We start from the raw sequence: 21974 nt of genomic DNA, 5'->3' as shown, positions 1-21974 counted from the left end.
GCCTGGCAGTCGTGGACCACCCGGCACGTTCGAGACCGCTCCGCCTGCGGATGCCGGGACGGCCGCGGCGCGTCGCCTCGCTGGTGCTCCTCACGCAGCTCGCCACCGCCGCCGTCGTCACCGTGCTGACGACGGCCCTGTTCCTCGTCCCGCTCAGCGAGCGCCTCGACGACCAGGCGACCCACCGGGCCCTCGCCATCGCGCAGACCGTGGCGTCCCGGGGCGCGCTCGCCGCCGAGCTCACGCGCACCGAGCCGCAGCCGGGCAACCCGGTGCAGGACCTCGCCGAACGGGTCCGCCGCACGACCGGGGCCGAGTACGTCGTCGTCATGGACGAGCGGGGCGTCCGCTACTCCCACCCGAACCCCGACCTCGTCGGACGGCACGTCTCCACCGATCCGGGCCGCGTCCTCGCCGGGCACGACGTCCGCCAGATCGACGCGGGCACGCTCGGCCGCACCGCTCGCGGCAAGACGCCGGTGCGCACCGCGGACGGGGAGATCGTGGGCGCGGTCTCCGTGGGCATCCGGTACCAGAACGTCCGCGACCGGCTCGTCGCCACCGTCCCCCAGCTGCTCGGCTACGCCGCCGCCGCCCTCGCGGTCGGCGTGCTCGCGGCGTTCGCCGTCTCCCGGGCGGTGGGCCGGCGTACCCGCGGCCTGACGTTCGGTGCCATCGCCGCCCTGCTCGACGAACGCGAGGCCATGCTGCACGGCATCCGGGAGGGCGTGGTGGCGCTCGACCGGCACGGCAGGGTCCGGCTCGTCAACGACGAGGCCCAGCGCCTGCTCGGCCTGCCGGACGCGGCCGTGCCCGGCGGGGACGGCACCGGTGCACCGCTGGAGGAACTGCTCGGTCCCGGCCGCGTCACCGACGTGCTGACCGGCCGTGTCCGGGGCCCCGACCTGATGGCCGTGCACCGGGCCCGGGTCCTCGTCGTCAACCGGATGCTCACACAGGACGGCGGTGCCGTCGCGACCCTGCGCGACCGCACCGAGCTGGAGGCGCTCGGCCGGGCGCTGGACAGCACGCGGGCCCTGCTCGACGCCCTGCGCGCCACGGACCACGAACACGCGAACCGGCTGCACACGCTCCTCGGACTGCTGGAGCTCGGGTTGTACGAGGAGGCCGCGGAGTTCGTCGGCGAAGCCGTCGGCGCCCACCGCGTGGTGGCCGAGCAGATCGCCGAGCGCGTCGGCGACCCGCTGCTGTCGGCGCTGCTCGTCGGCAAGGCGACGGTCGCCGCGGAGCGGGGCGTGGCGCTGCGCCTCGGTCCGCGGACGTGCCTGACCGGCACCGTCCTGGCCCCGCACGACCTCGTGACCGTCGTCGGCAACCTCATCGACAACGCGCTCGACTCGGTCACCGGGCGGGACGGCCCGGAGGCCGAGCGGCTGGTCGAGGCCGAGCTGTGGGCGGAGGGGACGACGGCGGTGGTCCGCGTTCGCGACACCGGTCCCGGCGTGCCCGAGGAGCAGCGGGAAGCCGTCTTCACCGAGGGTTGGTCCACCAAGCCCCCGCTGCCGGACGGCCGGCGCGGGCGGGGGATCGGGCTCGCCCTGGTGCGGCGGCACGCCGAGCGCTACGGCGGGTCCGTGACCGTCGCGGCGGGCGAGGGCGGTGGCGCGGAGTTCACCGTCGTGCTGCCCGAGGCACTCGCCGCGGGTGGGAACGGAGAGCCCGGCGGGGCGAGCGGGGGGACCGAGGAGGCGCGCGCGTGGACGTGATCGACGTGCTGGTCGTCGACGACGACGTCCGGGTGGCCCGGATCAACGCCGCCTACACCGACCGCGTGCCCGGGTTCCGCACGGCCGGGCGGGCCCACACCGTCGCCGAGGCACTCGCCTGGCTGGAGCACCACCACTGCGACCTGGTGCTGCTCGACCACTACCTGCCGGACGGGAACGGGCTGGGCCTCGTCCACCGCATGCGGGAGCTGGGCCTGCGGGCCGACGTGATCATGGTGACGGCCGCCCGGGACGTCGCCACGCTCCGCGCGGCCATGCGGCACGGCGCCCTGCACTATCTGATCAAGCCGTTCACGTACGCCGGGCTGCGGGTCAAGCTGGAGGGCTACGCGGCCCTGCGCCGGACCCTCGCCGGTGGCGGTGAGACGGCCCGGCAGGACGAGGTCGACCGCATCTTCGGGGTGCTCGGCAGCGTGGCCACCGGCCCCGACGCCCTGCCCAAGGGGCACTCGGCGCACACGGCGGAGCTGGTGCGGCAGGCGCTGCGCCGGGCCGGCGAGCCGCTGTCCGCCGGCGAGACGGCCCAGCGGACCGGGCTCAGCCGGCAGACCGCCCAGCGCTACCTCAAACTGCTGGAGCGGGCCGGGGAGGTCGTCCGGTCCCTGCGGTACGCGGGCGCCGGCCGCCCCGAGCACCGCTACGGCTGGACGGGGGGACCGGGCCCGCGGCGGGCGGAGGCCCCGTCAGACGATGCCGAGCAGCAGGCCCGCGCCCAGGATGGCCAGTGACGCCAGCACCGCCCACTTGACGGTGAACCGGGTGTGGTCCCCGAACTCCACCTTGGCCATGCCGAGCAGTACGTAGACGGCCGGCACCAGCGGGCTGGACATGTGCAGCGGCTGCGCGACCAGCGAGGCCCGGGCGATCTCCAGGGGGAGACGCCGTGCTGCGCCCCGGCGTCGGCGAGGACGGGCACGATGCCGAAGTAGAAGCCGTCGTTCGACATGAAGTACGTGAAGGGGATGCTCAGCAGGCCCGTCACCACGGCCATGTGCGGACCCAGCCCGTCGGGGAGCGCGTGGATGAGCGTGCTCGCCATGTGGTCGACCATCTTGGTGCCGTTCAGCACACCGGTGAAGACGGCGGCGGCGAAGACCATCCCGGAGACGTTGAGGACGTTCGGCGCGTGCGCCGCGATGCGCTCGCGCTGCTCCGCCACCCGGGGGAAGTTGACGGTCAGCGCGACTCCGGCCGCCAGCAGGAAGATCACCGGGATGGGCAGCCACTGGCCGATGAGGACCGTCATGACGGTGAGCGTCAGCAGGGCGTTGAACCACAGCAGCCGGGGGCGCAGCGTCGGGCGGTCCGGGTCGAGCACGCCGGGGTCGGCGTCCTCCACAGCGGTGACGGGCGGCGCCTGCGGGCCGGTCCCGGCGACGGCGACGGCGCCGCCCGAGCCCTGCGGAGCACCGGCCGGGGACACGCCGCCGCGGCCCGCGCCGCCCGTCCCGGCCGTGGTGCCCGCGCCCTCGGCGGCGTCGGCCGCCGGCTCACCGGTCCTCCCGGACGTCAGCCTCCCCAGCCTGCGGCGTTCGCGCAGTCCCAGGGTCCAGGCCAGGGCGAACACGGTCAGCAGGCCGATGGCGAGGGCCGGGACCATGGGGACGAAGATGTCCCCGGGGTCCAGTCCCAGGGCCGTCGCCGCGCGGGCCGTGGGACCACCCCAGGGAACGGTGTTCATCACGCCGTTCGCCGTCGCCGTGACGGCGGTGAGGACGAGGACGCTGATCCCCAGCCGGTGGTAGAGCGGCAGCAGCGCGGACACGGTGATCATGAACGTGGTCGACCCGTCGCCGTCCAGCGAGACGACCGCCGCCAGAACCGCGGTGCCGAGCACCACGCGGGCCGGGTCGGCCTTGCAGAAGCGCAGCACCCCGCGCACGACCGGGTCGAACAGCCCGACGTCGATCATGATGCCGAAGAAGATGATGGCGAACATGAGCATCGCCGCGGTCGGCGCCAGGTCGCCGATGCCGTCCAGTACGTACCCGCCGAGGTCGCCGCTCTGCCCCGCCACCACGCAGAAGACCGCGGGGACGAGGATGAGTGAGGCGATCGGGGACATCTTCTTCGTCATGATCAGCGTCAGGAACGTCGCGATCATGACGAAGCCGAGAATCGTGAGCATCGGAGGTCGCTTTCGTCACTTCGTCGACCGCAGCGCTGCGGCCGGGACGAAGGTACGGGCGTGGATTCACGGCGCACAAGGAGTGGACCAGGGAGCAGTATGAGCTAAACCCCCTGCCGGGAACCGGGAGCGCCACAACCCGTGCGGAAGCGCTTCGGGGCAGGTCACGGGGGCTTCCGGTTCCGTACCCGGCTGATCGCGCGCGTGCCGGAGCCGTGGCCGTCACGGGGTCCGCGCGGCACGGGGTCCGTTCCGCCGGGACGCGGCACGGTACGGGTGGCGGTGCGCACGTGCCGGTCGCCGCGGCGGAACGTCACCGCCCACGTCGCGGCCCGCCGCCCACCGGGTCCCGGCCGTGCCACGGAGCCGCAGCGCTCGAACGCGCGCCGCCCGGTGCCCGGGCGGCGCGCGTCGTCCTGCACGGGGCGGCGGGCGGACACCGGGCGGGCGGTGGGCACGAGGGCACCCGGGCCGGTCCGGGAACGAGGCGGACCCGGGCCGGCGACCAGGGCCTTCCGCACGGAGCGGGGGGCGGGGGCCGCCCCCTCCGCCCCGAACCCGGCAAGGTGCGGCGCTTCGGGGCTTTCGAGGCGCCGGCCTGCCCATGCGGCCGTCTGTCGTGCCTCCCGGCGGGCGCGGTCGTCCTCACCGCGGTTCCCGCCGCCCTCCGCTCGGTCCGGTGCGCCCGTGGTGCGGTGGCCCGGTACCGCGACGGCGTCCCGGACGCCGGCCGGCGGCGGCGCGGGCCCGTCAGGACACCAGGCGGCGGCCCAGGGAGCGGAGGCGGGGGGAGCGGCGCAAGGCCCGGCGGACGAGGCGGCGGGCGGTGCGGCTGCCGGAGGCCGGCAGGCCGCCCGGCAGCCCCAGGGCGGTGAGCCTGCGGCGCCGGAAGTACCGCGCCACGTGCTCCGGCCCGGCGCCCGACAGGTACCGCTCGGCCGCCGGGCGCAGGTCGGGGCGCACCCGGGGCCGCATCGCGTACCCCACCGCCTCGACCAGCGCGGTCACCTCCGCGTCCGCCGCCCGCGCCGGCCCGGCCGCGCCCGCGTCCAGGTCGGGGAGGAGCACGTCGGCGAGGGTCGCCGGCACCCGGTTGCTGTTCTCGTACGGCGTGAGCCGCTCCAGCAGCAGACCGGTGCCGGTCCGCGCCACCGGGATGCCGTGGAAGCGGGCCGCCGTGAACAGTGCCGTCGAGAAGCAGCCCACCACCAGGTCGGGCCGCATCCGCCGGAACACGACCTCCGCCAGCACCGGCCGCTCCAGCACCGTCAGCTCCGCGCCCAGCGCCTCCGCCTCCCGCTCCAGCGTCCGCGTCCAGGACGGCGGGGCCACCGGGTGCGGCTTGAACACCAGCCGGCGGTGTCCGAGGGCGACGGCGCCCCGCACCATCCGCAGGTGCGACTCCTCCTCCTCGGCGGGGGAGAGGAGGTCCAGCGCGGCCAGGTACTGCCCCAGCAGCAGCGCGCCGCCCCGGTCCGGCACCTCCGGCAGCCCCTCGGGCCCGGCCAGCTCGTCCAGCACCCCGGTGAACCCGCCCTCCGGCACCACCACCGGCTCGGCGCCGAACTCCGCCAGCAGCAGCGGCCGCAGGCCCGGCACCAGCTCCGGGTGCAGCACCCGCCGCACCCGCTCCCCGACCAGCGGGTCGAGCCGCACCCGGGTCGGGCCGTAACTCATCAGCCCGTCCGCGTACACGTCGAGCGGCGCGTCGGGGAACAGCCGCGCCAGCGCCAGTGCGGGCGCCACCTGCAACGACTCCACCACCAGCTCGACCCGCTCGTCGCCCAGCCCCCACAGCAGCCGCAGGTACCGCTCCCACAGCGGCACGTCGTCGGGGCGGGGCGTCCAGCCGGCCGGGTGGAGCGGCGCGATCGCCTCGTTCCAGGACAGCACCGAGTCGAACCGGCCGCGCAGCCGCTCGAAGCCCGGCATCCGGTCGAGCGGCGGCGCCGTCTCGGGCACCGGCGCGTTGTTCGCCACCAGCAGCACCCGCCGCCCGGCCCCCGGCAGGCGGCCGGAGTCCAGGGCGGCGGCGAGCGTCGCCGCGCCGTACAGGCTGGAGGCGTACAGCAGTTGGACCGTCATGCCGGCACCCCCGCACCCACCAGGGCGGGCCGCCGCCGCAGCCGCCGCAGCACCACCGCCCGCTCCGCGTCCATCTCGTCCAGGGCCTCCGCCAGCACGTCCTGCGGCATGCGGCGCAGCGCCGCCGCGCTCCACGCCCGCAGCTTCCGCGCGACGACCGGTTCGAACCGCTCCGCCGAACCGACGTGGTGGGCGATGATCGCGCAGTACGTGCGCACCGCTTTCGGCATCAGCCGGTCGGCTTCCGGGTCCTTTCCGGTTTCCTCCAGCACCTGGTCGAAAGCCCGGATGAAATCCAGCTGGCGAATGTCGCCGATTTGCGTGAGGGAGGAGGAGACCCCGCGCCGGTAGAAGATTCCCGGAGTTCCGCCGACCACGGCGAAGGAATCCGCCTCGCGGTGCAGCCGCCAGATCCACGGGCGGTCCTCGGCGGTGCGCAGCCCGTCCGTGAAGTGCAGCAGCCCGCGTTCCGCGAGCCGCCGGTGGTACATCCCCGCCCAGGCGTACGGGTAGTCCACCGAGGTGGACCGGTGGGCCGGCAGGATCGCGTCGCGCGGCCGCAGCACCTCCCCGCGCCGGCCCACCGGGACCCGCTGCAGGGACCGCTCCCGGCCGGTGCAGCGGACGTGGTCGGTGCGTACGAAGTCGCACCCCAGCTCCTCGATCGCCGACAGGACGCGGGCGAAGTGGCCCGGTGCCAGCCAGTCGTCGCCGTCCAGGAACGCGATGTACTCGCCGCGCGCCGCGTCCAGCCCGGTGTTGCGGGCCGTCGCCAGCCCCCCGTTGCGTTCGTGGCGCAGCAGCACCGCGCCGGGGAGCTCCCGCGCGGCCCGTCGGAGGATCTCCGGCGTGCCGTCCGTGGAGCAGTCGTCGACCAGCAGGAATTCGAAATCGCCGCGGGAGTTCGCGCGCAGGCTTCGGAGGACGTCGGGCGCGTACCTCTGCACGTTGAAGAACGGCACGACGACGGAGAGCTTGACCACTCCCCGGACGTTAGGGGGCGGCCCCCGCATTCTTCGCGACAGGGGAAGGGATGCGCGGTGAACACTGGACGGCGTACCGCTGAACCGGACGGCCGCCGGACGCTGTTCACCGTTTGTTGCCATCGAGTTGGGCCGCGCACCGAAATGGATTCCTAACGTCCTCGGCGTGCCTTCCCCCACGCCCCGGATCGCCGTTCTCGCGGATTCGGACACCCGCTGGAAATGGGGCGCGCTCACCGCGCGCCGGATCGCCCCGCCACCCCCGCCCGGCGCCGCCGGCCCGGACGTCACCGGGTACGCGCTGCGCGGCCGCGCCACCCCGACCGCCCGGCAGCTCGCCGAGGCCGGCCTGGGCACGCCCCGGGAGGTGACGGGCGCGGAGTTCCTGCGCGCCGTGCGGGAGGAGGCGTACGACGTGGTCGTCCTCGCCCTCGTCGGCGGCACCGTGCAGGCGTTCCTGCACGGACTGGCCGGGGCGGGGCCCCGCCGCCGCCCCGTCGTCGTCACCGGTTACGTCGGCGTCGTCTACGAGAAGCTCGCCGACGGGCTGCTGCTGCGGCACGGCGCCGACGTCGTCCTGGCGAACTCCCCGTACGACGCCCGGCGCTTCCGCGCGGTGTACGAGGGGGTCGGCGCCGACCCCTCGGCGATCGTCGAGGCCGCGCTGCCGTTCCTCGGCGGGGCGCCCCACCGGCCCGTGCCGGGGCGGCACACCGTCGTGTTCGCCGCGCAGCCCTCCGTGCCCGCCCCGCGCGCCGACCGCCTGTACCTGCTGCGCCGCCTGGCCGGCCACGCCCGGCTCCACCCGGGCCGCGAGGTGCTGCTGAAGCTCCGCTCCAAGCCGGGCGAGCACACGACGCACGTCGAGGAGCTGCCGTACCAGAAGCTCGCCCGGACCCTGCCGCTGCCGCCCAACCTGCGCCTGGTGTACGGGCACATGGGCGACGTCCTGGACCGCACGGACCTGCTGGTCACCGTCTCGTCGACGGCCGCCCTGGAGGCCCTGCACCGGAGGGTGCCGACCGCCGTCCTCACCGACCTGGGCGTGCGCGAGGCGCTCGGCAACCACCACTTCATCGGCTCCGGGCTGCTCACCTCCTGGGACCGCCTCGACGCCGGGCACGAGCCGGCGCCCGACCCGGCGTGGCTCGCCGACCAGGGCGCGGCCCCCGCCGAGGGCGCCGCGCACGACCCCGACGCGGCCTTCGCGGCGGCCCGCCGGCGCGTGGCCGACCTGCTGGCGCGGGACGCCCTGCCGCCGATCGCCCCGTACTACACGGCCGCCTCCGCCCCCGGCTACCTCCCGGGCGTCCTCGCCCGCCACCGCCTGGACGCCGACGCGTCCGAGCCCGGGACGCGCGGGGTGCGCGGGCTCCTGCGCGACGCGGCGCGCGAGGCCGCGCGGGGCGCGTACCGGCACGGCGTCCAGCGCGTGGCGCCCGTCATCCGCCGGCTGGGGGAACTGTGAGCGCCCCCCCGCACCGTACTGGCGGTGATCCCGGCCCGGGGCGGCTCCAAGGGCGTCCCCGGCAAGAACCTCGCCCCGGTCGGCGGCGTGCCCCTGGTCGCCCGCGCCGTCCGCGCCTGCCGGGGCGCCCGCCGCGTCACGCACGTGGCGGTCTCGACGGACGACCCGGACATCGCGGCGGCCGCGGCGGGCGCCGGCGCCGAGGTGGTCCACCGCCCGGCCGGCCTCGCCGGCGACACGGCGACCAGCGAGGCGGCCGTCCTGCACGCCCTGGACGCCCACGCCTCCCGGCACGGCCGCCCCGCCGACGTGGTCCTCCTCGTCCAGTGCACCAGCCCGTTCCTCACCTCCGGGGACGTCGACGGCGTCACCGCGGAGATCCTCGACGGCGGCGCCGACACGGCCCTCACGGTCGCCCCCTTCCCACGGCTTCCTCTGGCGGCACGAGCCCCCGGGCGCCCCCCGCCGCCCGGGACGCCCGGGGCGTCAACCACGACAAGGCGCACCGCCCCCGCCGCCAGGACCGCAGCCCCGAGTACCTGGAGACGGGCGCCGCGTACGCCATGGACGCCGCCGGCTTCCGCGCGCACCGGCACCGCTTCTTCGGCCGCACCGCCCTCGTCCCGACCGACCCCGCGCGGGTCCTGGAGATCGACGACCCGCACGACCTGGCCCGCGCCCGCGCGCTGGCGCCGCTCCTCGACCCGGCGGACACCCCGACCCTCGCCGACGTGGACGCGGTCGTCCTCGACTTCGACGGCACCCAGACCGACGACCGGGTCCTGGTCGACTCCGACGGCCGCGAACTGGTCGCCGTCCACCGCGGCGACGGGCTCGGGATCGCCGCGCTCCGCCGGGCCGGGCTGCACCTGCTGATCCTCTCCACCGAGAAGAACCCCGTCGTCGCCGCCCGCGCCCGCAAGCTCCACGTCCCCGTCCTGCACGGCATCGACCGCAAGGACGCCGCCCTCAAGCACTGGTGCGAGGAGTACGGCGTCGACCCCCAGCGGGTCCTCTACGCCGGCAACGACGTCAACGACCTGCCCTGCCTCGGCCTCGTCGGCTGGCCGGTCGCCGTCGCCGACGCCCACGCCGCCGTGCGCGCCGCGGCCCGCGCCGTCACCGCGGCGCGGGGCGGCGCGGGGGCCGTGCGCGAGATCGCCGCCTGGCTCCTCGGCCCCGAACTGAGCACCACCGCCCACGCCCCGTCCCGCTCCCCCAAGGAAAGCGACCATGAACGACCAGCAGCAGCTCACCCGCGCCCTCGGCGGCCGCACCGTCGGCCCCGGCCACCCCGTCTACGTCACCGGCGAGATCGGCATCAACCACAACGGCGACCTCGACAAGGCCCTCGCCCTCGTCGACGCCGCCGCCGACGCGGGCTGCGACGCCGTGAAGTTCCAGAAGCGCACCCCCGAGATCTGCACCCCCCGCGACCAGTGGGACGTCGAGCGCGACACCCCCTGGGGCCGGATGACGTACATCGACTACCGGCACCGCGTCGAGTTCGGCGAGGCCGAGTACCGCGCCATCGACGAGCACTGCCGGGCCCGCGGCATCGACTGGTTCGCCTCCCCGTGGGACACCGAGGCCGTCGCCTTCCTGGAGAAGTTCGACGTCCCCGCGCACAAGATCGCCTCGGCCTCCCTCACCGACGACGAGCTGCTGCGCGCCGTCCGCGCCACCGGCCGCACCGTCGTCCTGTCCACCGGCATGTCGACCCCGCGGCAGATCCGGCACGCCGTGGAGGTCCTGGGCTCCGCCAACATCCTGCTCTGCCACGCCACCTCCACCTACCCGGCGAAGGCCGAGGAGCTGAACCTCCGCGTCATCGAGTCCCTGCGCCGCGACTACCCCAACATCCCCATCGGCTACAGCGGCCACGAGACCGGCCTGCAGACCACCCTCGCCGCCGTCGCCCTCGGCGCGGTCTTCGTCGAGCGGCACATCACCCTCGACCGCGCCATGTGGGGCTCCGACCAGGCCGCTTCCGTCGAACCGCAGGGCCTCACCCGCCTCGTGCGCGACATCCGCACCATCGAGGCCGCCCTCGGCGACGGGGTGAAGCGGGTGTACGAGTCGGAGCTGGCACCCATGAAGAAGCTCCGCAGGGTCCTGGCCCCGGCATGACCACCGGCATGAACGTCGCGCTGGCCGAAAGCCCCGTCCAGGTCCTGAACGTCCTGGAGTGGGTGCACGCGCGGCCTGGCGGATCCGAGCCGCTCACCCTCGTCGTCCTCCCGCCGACCGATCCCATGTCGCGGGGCCAGCTGCGCCGCATGGCCCGGCTGGCCCGCGACGAGGGCGTCGCGGTCCGCTGGCACGAGGCCCGCGGCGAGGGCCGGCACGGCGGCCCCGTCCGTACGCTCAGGGACCTCGCGCCGCTGCTGCGCGACGCCGGCCGCGTCCTGGTCGGCGACCCGTTCTCGCGGTACGTGCAGCTCCTGCTCGGCGTGTTCCCGCCGCGCCGCGTCACCGTCGTCGACGACGGCACGGCCACCATGGAGTACGCCGCCCAGCTGGCCCGCGGCGAGCGCCTGGTGCGCTGGCACCGGCGCGGCAGCCGCAGCCCGCGCGAGCTGGCCCTCGCCCCGGTCACCGCCCTGGCCCGCCGCAGGCTGGCGCCCGGCCGGGGGCGCACGGTCGAGATCTTCACCGCCCTGCCGGTGGAGGCCCCCGAGGGCACGGCGGTGAGCGCGAACCGCTTCGCCTGGACCCGCGCCCGGTTCGGGCCGCCCCGGCTCGCCGAGGGCGCCGACCTGGTCGGCACCTCCCTGGTGGAGACCGGCGTGGTCGACCCCGACCGGTACGTGGACGCCGTCACCGCCCTCGCGGCGGCGCACGGGGTGAAGCGCTACTTCGCACACCGCCGCGAGAGCGTGACCAAGCTGCACCGCATCGCCGCGACGACCGGGCTGGAGATCGTCCGCCCCGAACTGCCGCTGGAGCTGGTCGCGCGGCGCGGCCCCTCGCCCGTACGGTCCTCAGCTTCCCCTCCACGGTCGTGCACACCCTCCCGGCGGCCCTGGCCGGCACGGGCGTCGCGATCACCGTCTGCGACGTGGCTCCCGAGTGGCTGCGGGCGGGCGCCCCGCCCCGGGCGCGCGGCTTCCTCGCGGCCGTGACCGAGACGGCACGCTCGGTGCACGGTCTGTCGCTCACCGGAGCCTGAGGGGCCGTCGGGCTCCCGATCTGCCCGAAAAGGATGGAAGTGGCGGAACAAGCCCCGGAAACGCGTGAGCTTACCCACTTCGGACCCCTCTCAAGCCCGGTCGGCCGGGTTTCTTTCCCCTAAGGGGCTGAAGTTTTTCAGATCACACGTAAGTTGGGTGGTGATGACGCCTAGCCTGTGATGGGTGAACAAGTTGATGTCCCGCGAGCCCGAAGCCGACGCCCCCGTCGATGCGCCCCTCCTCGGCACGCTGCCGGAGTCACTCCGCACCGAGCTGATCGCCTTCCGCCGGGATCTGCACATGCACCCCGAGCTGGGCAACCAGGAGTTCCGCACCACCGCCGCCATCAAGGCCCGGCTGGAGGCCGCCGGCCTGCGTCCCCGGGTCCTGCCCGGCGGTACCGGGCTCGTCTGCGACGTCGGCGTCTGGGACGGCCACCGTCCCATGCTCGCCCTGCGCGCGGACATCGACGGCCTGCCCATCCCGGACACCAAGGTCGACTGCGAGTACCGCTCCACCGTCCCGGACCGCGCCCACGCCTGCGGCCACGACGTCCACACCACCACGGTCCTCGGCGCCGGCATCCTCCTCGCCGACCTGCACCGCCAGGGCCTGCTGTCGCGTCCCGTGCGCCTCCTCTTCCAGCCCGCCGAGGAGGTCCTCCCCGGCGGCGCCCTCGGGGCGGTCGAGGCGGGCGTCCTGGACGGCGTCGGGCGGATCATCGCCGTCCACTGCGACCCGCGCGTGGACGCCGGCAGGATCGGCCTGCGCGTCGGCCCCATCACCTCGGCGTGCGACCGCCTGGAGATCGCCCTCGACGGCCCCGGCGGCCACACCGCCCGCCCGCACCTGACCACCGACCTGGTCACCGCCGCCGCACGGGTCGCCGCGGACGTCCCGGCCCTCCTCGCCCGCCGCATCGACGCCCGCGCCGGCCTGGTCCTCACCTGGGGCCGCATCGAGGCCGGCCACGCCCCGAACGTCATCCCCCAGCACGCCGAGCTGGGCGGCACCGTCCGCTGCCTCGACATCGAGGCCTGGCGCGGCGCGCCGGACCAGATCCACGCGGCGGTCGACGAGGTCGCCGCCCTGCACGGCGCGAAGTCCCAGATCACCTACGTCCGGGGCGTCCCGCCGGTCGTCAACGACCCGGTCGTCACGGAACTCCTGCGCGAGTCCATGGAGCGCCGCCGCGGCCCGTACTCGGTGGAGGACACCGAGCAGTCCCTGGGCGGCGAGGACTTCTCCTGGTACCTGGAGCACGTCCCCGGAGCCATGGCCCGCCTGGGCGTCCGCCGCCCCGGCGACCCGAGCCACCTCGACCTCCACCGGGGCAACTTCGACGTGGACGAGGCCGCGATCAAGGTGGGCGTGGAGCTGTTCACCGCCGCGGCGCTGATCGACGCCGGCGCCTGACCGGGGCGGCCCCGCGCGGAACCCCGCCCGGGTTTCGCACGGGGCCCCGCCCCCGGCCGTGCGCGCGGCACCGCCCGCCGGCACCGGCACCCGCGGGGCCCTCGCCCGGGTGGCCGCCGCGGCCCGCGGGGGACCCGGACCGCGCCCGCGGCACCGGCCCGGCCCCACCGCTCCCGTACGGGACGCCCCGCGCGTGCGGAACCGGCCACCGCTTCCGCACGCGCGATGCTCCACGTGGCCGGAATTCGCCCCTCCGGCCAGGGGCCCGCCGCCCGCCGGTTGCCGCCCGCCGGTTGCCGGGTGGGCGGCCCGCGGTCGGCGGGACACGCCGAAGCGTCCGGCTACCCGGTCCGCCCTGCGGGGAGGGGGCCGGCGGATGGCCTGTTCGCGACGAATCGATAACAGCTTCCGTACAGGGCTTAATCTGACATCTACGCGCGTTACGATCGCCCGCGGAACCAGCGCCGGAAGAGGCGCTTCGGTCAGGTCGAAGGAGCCCCCCCTTGCGCCGGATCACCAGGATCGCCACCGCGGGCATCGCGTCCGCGGCGCTCGCGCTCAGCGTGACCGCCTGTGGCAGTGACAAGAAGTCGGACAGCGCCGGCGACGCGAAGAGCGGCAAGGCCGCCATCGCGTACGACATCGGCGGCCGCGGCGACCAGTCGTTCAACGACGCCGCGTTCGCCGGTCTGGAGAAGGCCGAGAAGGAGTTCGGCATCTCCGGCACGGAGGCCGAGCCCGGCGAGGGCGAGGGCGACCCGGACAAGGTCCAGCGCCTCACCTCGCTCGCCCGCGCCGGGAACAACCCCGTCATCGGCGTCGGCTTCGCGTACGCCCCCGCCATCGCCGAGGTCGCGCCGAAGTTCCCGGACACCACCTTCGGCCTGATCGACGACACGTCGAAGACCGGCAAGAACATCGCCAACCTGGTCTTCAACGAGGAGCAGGGCTCCTACCTGGCCGGCGTCGCCGCCGCCAAGGTGACCAAGTCGAAGACCGTCGGCTTCATCGGCGGCGTCGAGACCCCGCTCATCAAGAAGTTCGAGGCGGGCTTCGTCAAGGGCGTCAAGGACACCGACAAGAACGTCAACGTCAAGGTCCAGTACCTGACGCAACCGCCGGACTTCGGCGGCTTCTCCAAGCCCGACCTGGGCAAGGCCGCCGCGCAGGGCCAGGTCGACGCGGGCGCCGACGTGATCTACGCGGCCGCCGGCCTCGCCGGCACCGGCTCCATCGAGGCCGCCGCCAAGGCGAAGAAGTGGGTCATCGGCGTCGACTCCGACCAGTACAAGCAGGTCGGCCTCGCCGCGTACAAGGAGCACATCCTCACCTCGGTGACCAAGGACGTCTCGGGCGCCGTCTACAACCTGATCAAGTCGGTCAAGGACGGCAAGCCGCAGAGCGGCGAGGTCCGCTACGGCCTCGACGCCGACGGCGTGGGCCTGTCCACCTCGAACCCGGCCTTCACCAAGATGACCGAGGTCGTCGCCGCCGTCGACAAGGCCGAGGCCGACATCGCGTCCGGCAAGGTCGAGGTCCCCACCGCCCCGTAACCCGGTCGCGGCACCAGGGCCCGGCCCGGGGTCCGGACGGACGGCTCCCCACCGTCCGTCCGGACCCCGGGCCACGTCCTGGCCGTGCGGTGCGGCGTAAGGGGTCGCTACGCGCGTAGAATCATCTTCGGCGCGGTACCTTCGGCCCCACCGAGCCCCGTCGAACCCCGCCACCGTGCCCAGCGCGTCCGCCCGTCCCCTGCTTCTCCGCTCCTTCCCCGCCAAGGAGAGTGCGTCATCAACGCGTCCAGCCCCCCCGCCGTGGAACTGCGCGGCATCACCAAGCGCTTCCCCGGCGTCGTCGCCAACCACGACATCGACATCACCGTCCGCAAGGGCACCGTCCACGCCCTGGTCGGGGAGAACGGCGCCGGCAAGTCGACCCTGATGAAGATCCTCTACGGCATGCAGAAGCCGGACGAGGGCACCATCGCGGTCGACGGCGAACGGGTCTCCTTCGCGAGCCCCGCCGACGCCATCGCGGCCGGCATCGGCATGGTCCACCAGCACTTCATGCTGGCGGACAACCTCACGGTGCTGGAGAACGTCGTCCTCGGCGCCGAGAAGCTGCACGGCATCGGCTCCCGCGCCCGCGACAGGATCAGGGAGATCTCCGACGCGTACGGGCTGAACATCCGCCCCGACGCGCTCGTCGAGCACCTCGGCGTCGCCGACCGCCAGCGCGTGGAGATCCTCAAGGTCCTCTACCGCGGCGCCCGCACGCTCATCCTCGACGAGCCCACCGCGGTGCTGGTCCCGCAGGAGGTCGACGCCCTCTTCGGCAACCTGCGCGAGCTGAAGGCCGAGGGGCTCACCGTCATCTTCATCTCCCACAAGCTGGGCGAGGTGCTGTCCGTCGCCGACGACATCACCGTCATCCGGCGCGGCACGACGGTGGGCACGGCCGACCCTGGGGCCACCACGCCCCGGCAGCTCGCCGAGCTGATGGTCGGCAGCGAGCTGCCCTCGCCCGAGACCCGCGAGTCGACGGTCACGGACGTGCCGATGCTCCGGGTGGAGGGCCTGCGCCTCACCCGGACCGACCCCGACGGCGTGGTCCGCGAGGTCCTCGGCGGGATCACCTTCACCATCCACAAGGGCGAGGTCCTGGGCATCGCCGGCGTGGAGGGCAACGGCCAGACCGAGCTCGTCGAGGCCCTGATCGGCATGGGCGCCCCCGACGCCGGCGTGATCACGCTCGACGGCGAGGACGTCTCCCGCACCCCTACCCGCAAGCGCCGCGAGGGCGGCATCGGCTACATCCCCGAGGACCGCCACCGCCACGGGCTGCTGCTGGAGTCCCCGCTGTGGGAGAACCGCATCCTCGGCCACGTCACCGAGGCGCCCAACAGCAGGCGCGGCGTCCTCGACCCGAAGGCGGCCCGCCTGGACACCGAGCGGATCGTGCGCGAGTACGACGTGCGCACCCCCGGCGTCGAGGTCACCGCGGCGTCCCTCTCCGGCGGCAACCAGCAGAAGCTGATCGTCGGACGCGAGATGAGCCACCACCCGAAGTTCCTGATCGCCGCCCACCCCACCCGCGGTGTGGACGTCGGCGCGCAGGCCCAGATCTGGGACCAGATCCGCGAGGCCCGCCGCGAGGGCCTGGCGGTGCTGCTGATCTCCGCCGACCTGGACGAGCTGATCGGGCTCTCCGACACCCTGCGGGTGATGTACCGGGGCCGCCTGGTCGCGGACGCGGACCCCGCCGAGATCACCCCCGAGGAGCTGGGTTCGGCCATGACGGGCGCGGCCGCCGGCCACCTCGAACACGACCACGACACGGACGGTGAGGGCCGATGAAGAAGTCCGACAAGGTGCTGCTGGGCATCGCGGGCCCGGTGCTCGCCCTGGCCGTGGCCTTCGTCCTCACCACGCTCGTCCTGCTCGCCTCGGGCCTCGACCCGGTCGAGCCCTACACCCTGATGATCCAGGAGGCGGAGTACCCGGACATCCAGGTCCTCATCCTCAACCAGACGGGCACGTACTACCTGGCGGCCCTGGCCGTCGCCGTCGGCTTCCGGATGAACCTGTTCAACATCGGTGTCGACGGCCAGTACCGCCTCGCGGCGATGCTCGCCGCGGTGGTCGGCGCCGCCGTGGAGCTGCCCGGTCCCCTCCACGTCCTGCTGATCGTGCTCGTCGCGGTCCTCGTGGGCGCCTTCTGGGCCGGCGTCGCCGGCTTCCTCAAGACGACCCGCGGCGTCAGCGAGGTCGTCTCGACGATCATGCTGAACGCCATCGCGACCAGTCTGATCGCCTGGCTGATCCTGCCCGCCAACCTCGGCGAGCAGCCGCCCGGCTCCAACGACCTCACCACCGGCGAGATCGCCGGGTCCGGCTGGATGACCGGCCTGGCCGTCGAGGGCGGCAACGTCTACGGCTTCACCTTCGTCGCCTTCGCCCTCGGCGCCGTCTACTGGTTCGTCCTCAACCGCACCCGGTTCGGCTTCGACCTGCGCGCCACCGGCGCCAGCGAGTCCGCCGCCCAGGCGAGCGGCGTCGACGCCAGGAGGATGGTCCTCACCGCCATGCTGATCTCCGGCGGCGTCGCGGGCCTGACCGGCCTGCCGCTGCTGCTGGGCCAGACCCACACGTACAGCCTGGCCTTCCCGGCCGGCGTCGGCTTCACGGGCATCACCATCGCCCTGCTCGGCCGCAACCACCCGGTCGGCCTCTTCTTCGCCGCGCTGCTCGTCTCCTTCCTGGAGAAGGCGTCCGCCTCACTGGACCAGTACGGCTACCCGAAGGAGATCACCACGATCATGAAGGGCCTCATCGTGATCGCGGTGGTCGTGTCGTACGAACTCGTCCGGCAGTACGGGCTCCGCCGGCAGCAGCGGAAGGTGGGCGAGGAACTCGCCGCCCAGGCCCGCGAGAACAAGGAGGACGTGGCGGCATGAGCGAGTCCACGAGCACTGTTACCCCCACGGCGACCGCGCCGCGGAAGGGCGGCGGGCGCCGCAGGCCGTCCCCGCCCGTCACCCTGCTGATCGTCGCGGCCGGCCTGGCGCTGTTCTCGCTGGTCCGCCTCGTCAGCGGCGCCGACGACCTGACCTCGGTCGGCCAGGTGTCCGGCGCCCTCCAGCTGGCCGTGCCGATCGGGCTGGCCGGCCTCGGCGGCCTGTGGGCCGAGCGGGCCGGCGTCGTCAACATCGGCCTGGAGGGCATGATGGTCCTCGGCACCTGGTTCGGTGCCTGGGCCGGCTACCAGTGGGGCCCCTGGGCCGGTGTCGTCCTCGGCCTCGTCGGCGGCGCGCTCGGCGGCCTGCTGCACGCGGTCATGACGGTCACCTTCAACGTCAACCACATCGTCTCCGGCGTGGCGATCAACATCCTGGCCCTCGGAGCCACCCAGTACCTGTCGAACTTCACGTTCGCCGAGGCCCCCGGCGGCTCCTCCAAGCAGTCCCCGCCCGTCGGGGCGATCGACCGCATCACCGTCCCCGGGCTGTCGGAGTGGCTCGGCGACCTCCAGGCCAGGCACTGGTTCCTCGTCTCCGACCTGGCCGGCGTCGTCGGCGGCCTGGTCACCAACCTGTCGCTGCTGACCGTGGTCGCGCTGCTGCTGGTCCCCGCCACCTGGTGGATCCTGTGGCGGACCGGCTTCGGCCTGCGGCTGCGCTCCTGCGGCGAGAACCCGGTCGCCGCCGAGTCCCTGGGCGTCAACGTCTACAAGTACAAGTACATCGCCGTCCTCGTCTCCGGCGCCCTCGCGGGCCTCGGCGGCGCGTTCCTGGCGATCGTGTCGACCGGCCTCTACCAGGAGGGCCAGACCGGGGGCCGCGGCTTCATCGGCCTCGCGGCGATGATCTTCGGCAACTGGATGCCGGGCGGCCTCGCCCTCGGCGCCGGCCTGTTCGGCTTCACCGACAGCCTCAAGCTGCGCGGCGGCGCCGAGAACGTCCACGCGATGCTGCTCCTGCTGGCGATCCTGCTGGTCGTCGCGGTGGTCTGGACGCTGTACCGGAGGAAGTACGCGGCCGCCGCCGTCTCCGCCGTCGCCTCCGCCGTCCTCTTCGCCTGGCACGCGATGACCGAGACGCTGCCCAGCCAGTTCGTCGACGCCGCTCCGTACGTCACGACGCTGCTCGTACTGGCCCTGTCCGCGCAGCGGCTGCGGATGCCCAAGGCCGACGGCCTGCCGTACCGGAAGGGCCAGGGCGGGTGACCGCCGCCCCGGAGCCGCCCTTCGACTGGGGCGCCCTGCACGCCGCGGCGCGGGACGCCATGTCCCGCGCGTACGCGCCGTACTCGGGCTACCCGGTCGGAGCTGCGGCGGTCGTCGACGACGGCCGCACGGTCACCGGCTGCAACGTGGAGAACGCCTCGTACGGCCTCGGCCTGTGCGCCGAGTGCGGGCTCGTCTCCCAGCTCCAGGCCACCGGCGGCGGCCGGCTCACGCACTTCGTGTGCGTGGACGGCCGCGGCGAGACGCTCGTGCCCTGCGGGCGCTGCCGGCAGCTCCTGTTCGAGTTCGGCGGCGGCGAGCTGCTGCTGGACACCCCGGACGGCGTGCGGACGCTCGACGAGATGCTGCCGCAGGCGTTCGGCCCCGGCCACCTCGCCTAGCCCGAGCCGGAAGCGGCCCTTCCCACCCGGTGGGAAGGGCCGCGCCGCTCCCCGTCCCCCTGCGCGCGGGAGATCCCCGCCGCAGCCCGCCGGAAGGAAACACCGAGCCCATGGACGCGATCTCCGTCATCCGCACGAAGCGGGACCGGGGCGAGCTGACCCCGGAGCAGATCGACTGGATCATCGACGCGTACACGCGCGGCGAGGTCGCCGACGAACAGATGTCGGCCCTCGCGATGGCGATCCTGCTCAACGGCATGAACCGGGCGGAGATCGCCCGCTGGACCGCCGCCATGATCGCCTCGGGCGAGCGGATGGACTTCTCCCCGCTCTCCCGCCCCACCGCCGACAAGCACTCCACCGGCGGCGTCGGCGACAAGATCACGCTGCCGCTCGCGCCGCTCGTCGCCGCGTGCGGCGCCGCCGTGCCGCAGCTCAGCGGCCGGGGCCTCGGACACACCGGCGGCACCCTCGACAAGCTGGAGTCCATCCCCGGTTGGCGGGCCCTGCTCTCCAACGAGGAGATGCTGCACGTCCTCGACACGACCGGCGCCGTGATCTGCGCGGCGGGCGACGGCCTCGCCCCCGCCGACAAGAAGCTGTACGCGCTGCGCGACGTGACCGGCACGGTCGAGGCGATCCCGCTGATCGCCTCCTCGATCATGTCGAAGAAGATCGCCGAGGGGACGGGCTCGCTCGTCCTGGACGTGAAGGTCGGCTCCGGCGCCTTCATGAAGAACCGCGACGACGCCCGCGAGCTGGCCTCCACCATGGTCGGCCTGGGCACCGACCACGGCGTGCGCACGGTCGCCCTGCTCACCGACATGTCGACGCCGCTCGGCCTGACCGCGGGCAACGCCCTGGAGGTCCGCGAGTCCGTCGAGGTCCTCGCCGGCGGCGGCCCCGCCGACGTCGTCGAGCTGACCGTGGCGCTCGCCCGGGAGATGCTCGACGCGGCCGGGCTGAAGGACGCCGACCCGGCGAGGGCCCTCGCGGACGGCTCCGCGATGGACGTGTGGCGCCGCATGATCGCCGCACAGGGCGGCGACCCGGACGCCGAGCTGCCGGTCGCCCGCGAGCGGCACGTCGTCACCGCCCCCTCCTCCGGGGTCCTCACCCGTCTCGACGCGTACGGCGTCGGGGTCGCCGCCTGGCGCCTCGGCGCGGGCCGTGCCCGCAAGGAGGACCCCGTGCAGGCGGGCGCCGGTGTGGAGCTGCACGCCAAGCCGGGCGACACGGTCACCGCCGGCCGGCCGCTGATGACGCTGCACACGGACACCCCGGAGAGGTTCGCCTACGCCCTGGAGGCCCTGGAGGGCGCCTGGGACGTCGCCCCGGCGGGCACCGCCTTCACGCCGCGGCCGATCGTCCTCGACCGCGTCGCCTGACCCCCGCCCGGCCGGCGCACCCGCCGCCGCCTCCCGGCCGGGCGCCCGCCGGACCCGGCCCGGGCGCCCGCCGTCCACCGGGCCCGGACCCCGGCCGCCCGATGAGTTCCGGGCGCGGCGGGGGTCCTACCGGTGTGAAGGACACGGATCCGGTCGTCCTGCGCGTCGGCGGGCCGATCGGGCCCGCCGACGCGCCGCGCCTCTGCGGTGAGCTGGCCGCGCTCCTCGACGGCGCCGCCCCGGGCGCGGCGGTCGTCGTCGACGCGGCCCCGCTCGCGCACCCGGGCCTGGCCGCCGTCGACGCGCTCGCCCGGCTGCAGCTGGCCGCCCGCCGCCGGGGCCACCCGCTCACCGTGCGGAACGCGGGACCCGGCCTGCGGGCCCTGCTGGCGCTCACCGGACTCACCGACCGGCTGCTCGGGCCTCCAGGCGGTCCGGGAGGCCGAACAGCGGGAACCACCGGTCCACGTCCAGGAACGACGTGATTCCGGAGACCTTCCCGCCGGCGGTCTCGACGACCATGAGCGCCCAGGGGCCGAACCCGCCCTCCGGATCCGGGTGGTAGTGCGCGAACGCCGGCGTGCCGTTCGCCACCGTCGCCAGCAGGCGCGAGCCCCGGCAGACCGCGCCGACGCCCAGCATCCAGCCCACGATGTCGTCGTGGCCGCGCAGCCACAGGTCGTAGGGGGGCATGGAGAGCGTCGCGTCCTCGTGGAGCAGCGCCGTCAGCGCCGCCATGTCGTACGCCTCGAAAGCCGCCACGTACCGCTCCAGGAGCTCTCGCTGCCCCTCGTCCAGCGGGTCGGCCGCGTCCGTGCGCGCCGGGTCCGACGCGGCCAGCGTCGCCCGGGCCCGCTGGAGCGCGCTGTTCACCGAGGCGACCGAGGTGTCCAGCAGCTCGGCCACCTCGCTCGCCCTCCAGGCGAGCACCTCCCGCAGGATCAGCACCGCCCGCTGCCGGGCCGGCAGGCGCTGGAGCGCCGCGACGAACGCCAGGCGCACCGACTCGCGTGCCAGGGCCGCCTCCGCCGGGTCGTCGGTCTGCGGCAGCACCCGCCCGTCGGGCACCGGCTCCAGCCAGGTGGCCTCGGGGCGGGCGGTGAGCTGAGCCTGTGCGACGGGCGTCGCCGCCGTCAGGTCCATCGGACGGGCCCGGCGGGCGCCCGCGCCGAGCGCGTCCGTGCAGACGTTCGTCGCGATCCGGTACAGCCAGGAGCGCAGTGACGAGCGGCCCTCGAAGCGGTCGAGGGCGCGCCAGGCGCGCACCATCGTGTCCTGTACGGCGTCCTCCGCCTCGAAGATCGAGCCGAGCATCCGGTAGCAGTAGCCGGTCAGCTCCGTCCGGTACTCCTCCAGCCGGGCCTCCAGGCCCTCGGGTGCCACCGTCTCCGCCATCGTGTCCCATCCCTGTCGCGCCGTGTCCTCCCCTCCGGGAAGCTACCGGAGGGGACTGACAACAC

General features: G+C 74.6%; 15 protein-coding genes and 3 pseudogenes. 14 read left to right on the top strand and 4 right to left on the bottom strand.

From position 1 onward, the window contains the following. The first annotated feature begins 50 nt into the window (after positions 1-50). Entirely contained in the window at positions 51-1727 is a 1677-nt protein-coding gene (locus tag LUW75_RS07900) for a sensor histidine kinase (RefSeq protein ID WP_250337593.1), read from the top strand. Next, positions 1724-2476: a response regulator gene (locus tag LUW75_RS07895; protein WP_250337592.1), complete on the top strand. Its 753-nt coding sequence runs from the start codon at positions 1724-1726 to the stop codon at positions 2474-2476. Before LUW75_RS07900 ends, LUW75_RS07895 begins: the two co-directional genes overlap by 4 nt. On the opposite strand, the pseudogene LUW75_RS07890 reads toward LUW75_RS07895, so the two are convergent. The 3 genes and pseudogenes from LUW75_RS07890 to LUW75_RS07880 form a co-directional block, all read right to left on the bottom strand. Further along, positions 2432-3876 (bottom strand): annotated as a pseudogene (locus tag LUW75_RS07890) (CitMHS family transporter). The gene LUW75_RS07895 and the pseudogene LUW75_RS07890 sit on opposite strands and share 45 nt — an antisense overlap. 750 nt (positions 3877-4626) lie before the next feature. Beyond that, positions 4627-5961 (bottom strand): alpha-2,8-polysialyltransferase family protein, encoded by a 1335-nt coding sequence (locus LUW75_RS07885; protein WP_250334985.1) that lies wholly within the window; start codon positions 5959-5961, stop codon positions 4627-4629. Beyond that, positions 5958-6944 (bottom strand): glycosyltransferase family 2 protein, encoded by a 987-nt coding sequence (locus LUW75_RS07880; RefSeq protein ID WP_250334984.1) that lies wholly within the window; start codon positions 6942-6944, stop codon positions 5958-5960. The genes LUW75_RS07885 and LUW75_RS07880 overlap by 4 nt, the downstream gene beginning before the upstream one ends. A 166-nt stretch (positions 6945-7110) precedes the next feature. On the opposite strand from LUW75_RS07880, the gene LUW75_RS07875 reads away from it, so the two are divergent. The 12 genes and pseudogenes from LUW75_RS07875 (at position 7111) to LUW75_RS07820 (ending at position 20999) form a co-directional block, all read left to right on the top strand. Continuing rightward, positions 7111-8412, top strand: coding sequence for a DUF6716 putative glycosyltransferase (locus LUW75_RS07875; RefSeq protein WP_250334983.1), 1302 nt, complete (start codon positions 7111-7113; stop codon positions 8410-8412). Positions 8413-8430: 18 nt separating this feature from the next. Further along, positions 8431-9605, top strand: a pseudogene (locus LUW75_RS07870) (cytidylyltransferase domain-containing protein); the annotation flags it as partial. A gap of 40 nt (positions 9606-9645) precedes the next feature. Then, positions 9646-10542 (top strand): N-acetylneuraminate synthase family protein, encoded by an 897-nt coding sequence (locus tag LUW75_RS07865; protein WP_250334982.1) that lies wholly within the window; start codon positions 9646-9648, stop codon positions 10540-10542. 8 nt (positions 10543-10550) lie between these two features. After that, positions 10551-11584: pseudogene (locus LUW75_RS07860) on the top strand (hypothetical protein). 196 nt (positions 11585-11780) lie between these two features. Continuing rightward, complete coding sequence (locus tag LUW75_RS07855) at positions 11781-13001, top strand: amidohydrolase (protein WP_250337591.1); 1221 nt, start codon at positions 11781-11783, stop codon at positions 12999-13001. Positions 13002-13504: 503 nt separating this feature from the next. Beyond that, positions 13505-14554 carry a BMP family lipoprotein gene (locus LUW75_RS07850; RefSeq protein ID WP_250334981.1) on the top strand — a complete coding sequence of 350 codons (1050 nt, stop codon included), beginning with the start codon at positions 13505-13507 and terminating at the stop codon, positions 14552-14554. A 261-nt stretch (positions 14555-14815) separates the two neighbouring features. Beyond that, a complete protein-coding gene (locus LUW75_RS07845; RefSeq protein WP_250334980.1) occupies positions 14816-16357 on the top strand; it encodes an ABC transporter ATP-binding protein in 1542 nt (513 codons plus the stop codon). Beyond that, positions 16354-17457 (top strand): ABC transporter permease, encoded by a 1104-nt coding sequence (locus LUW75_RS07840; protein WP_250334979.1) that lies wholly within the window; start codon positions 16354-16356, stop codon positions 17455-17457. Before LUW75_RS07845 ends, LUW75_RS07840 begins: the two co-directional genes overlap by 4 nt. Then, a complete protein-coding gene (locus tag LUW75_RS07835; protein WP_250334978.1) occupies positions 17454-18725 on the top strand; it encodes an ABC transporter permease in 1272 nt (423 codons plus the stop codon). Before LUW75_RS07840 ends, LUW75_RS07835 begins: the two co-directional genes overlap by 4 nt. Further along, positions 18722-19126, top strand: coding sequence for a cytidine deaminase (locus tag LUW75_RS07830; RefSeq protein ID WP_284453816.1), 405 nt, complete (start codon positions 18722-18724; stop codon positions 19124-19126). Before LUW75_RS07835 ends, LUW75_RS07830 begins: the two co-directional genes overlap by 4 nt. 110 nt (positions 19127-19236) lie before the next feature. Further along, on the top strand, positions 19237-20514 hold the full coding sequence (locus LUW75_RS07825) for a thymidine phosphorylase (RefSeq protein ID WP_250334977.1): 1278 nt from the start codon (positions 19237-19239) through the stop codon (positions 20512-20514). A gap of 134 nt (positions 20515-20648) precedes the next feature. Continuing rightward, a complete protein-coding gene (locus LUW75_RS07820) occupies positions 20649-20999 on the top strand; it encodes an STAS domain-containing protein (RefSeq protein WP_250334976.1) in 351 nt (116 codons plus the stop codon). Here LUW75_RS07820 and LUW75_RS07815 read toward each other — a convergent pair. Continuing rightward, positions 20917-21909: a sigma-70 family RNA polymerase sigma factor gene (locus tag LUW75_RS07815; protein ID WP_250334975.1), complete on the bottom strand. Its 993-nt coding sequence runs from the start codon at positions 21907-21909 to the stop codon at positions 20917-20919. The two genes, LUW75_RS07820 and LUW75_RS07815, sit on opposite strands and share 83 nt — an antisense overlap. Between the last annotated feature and the right edge of the window lie 65 nt (positions 21910-21974).

The sequence above is a fragment of the Streptomyces sp. MRC013 genome (genome assembly GCF_023614235.1).
GTDB lineage: Bacteria > Actinomycetota > Actinomycetes > Streptomycetales > Streptomycetaceae > Streptomyces.
Note: the sequence above shows the minus strand (reverse complement) of the source record. Positions and strands in the feature narration are given on the sequence as shown.

Bases quoted from the DNA above. Each gene is read 5' to 3' on its own strand.
- LUW75_RS07835 (WP_250334978.1), top strand. From the start codon at position 17,454: ATGAGCGAGTCCACGAGCACTGTTACCCCCACGGCGACCGCGCCGCGG.
- LUW75_RS07900 (WP_250337593.1), top strand. From the start codon at position 51: ATGCCGGGACGGCCGCGGCGCGTCGCCTCGCTGGTGCTCCTCACGCAG.
- LUW75_RS07865 (WP_250334982.1), top strand. From the start codon at position 9,646: ATGAACGACCAGCAGCAGCTCACCCGCGCCCTCGGCGGCCGCACCGTC.
- LUW75_RS07855 (WP_250337591.1), top strand. From the start codon at position 11,781: ATGTCCCGCGAGCCCGAAGCCGACGCCCCCGTCGATGCGCCCCTCCTC.
- LUW75_RS07815 (WP_250334975.1), bottom strand. From the start codon at position 21,909: ATGGCGGAGACGGTGGCACCCGAGGGCCTGGAGGCCCGGCTGGAGGAG.
- LUW75_RS07825 (WP_250334977.1), top strand. From the start codon at position 19,237: ATGGACGCGATCTCCGTCATCCGCACGAAGCGGGACCGGGGCGAGCTG.
- LUW75_RS07840 (WP_250334979.1), top strand. From the start codon at position 16,354: ATGAAGAAGTCCGACAAGGTGCTGCTGGGCATCGCGGGCCCGGTGCTC.
- LUW75_RS07885 (WP_250334985.1), bottom strand. From the start codon at position 5,961: ATGACGGTCCAACTGCTGTACGCCTCCAGCCTGTACGGCGCGGCGACG.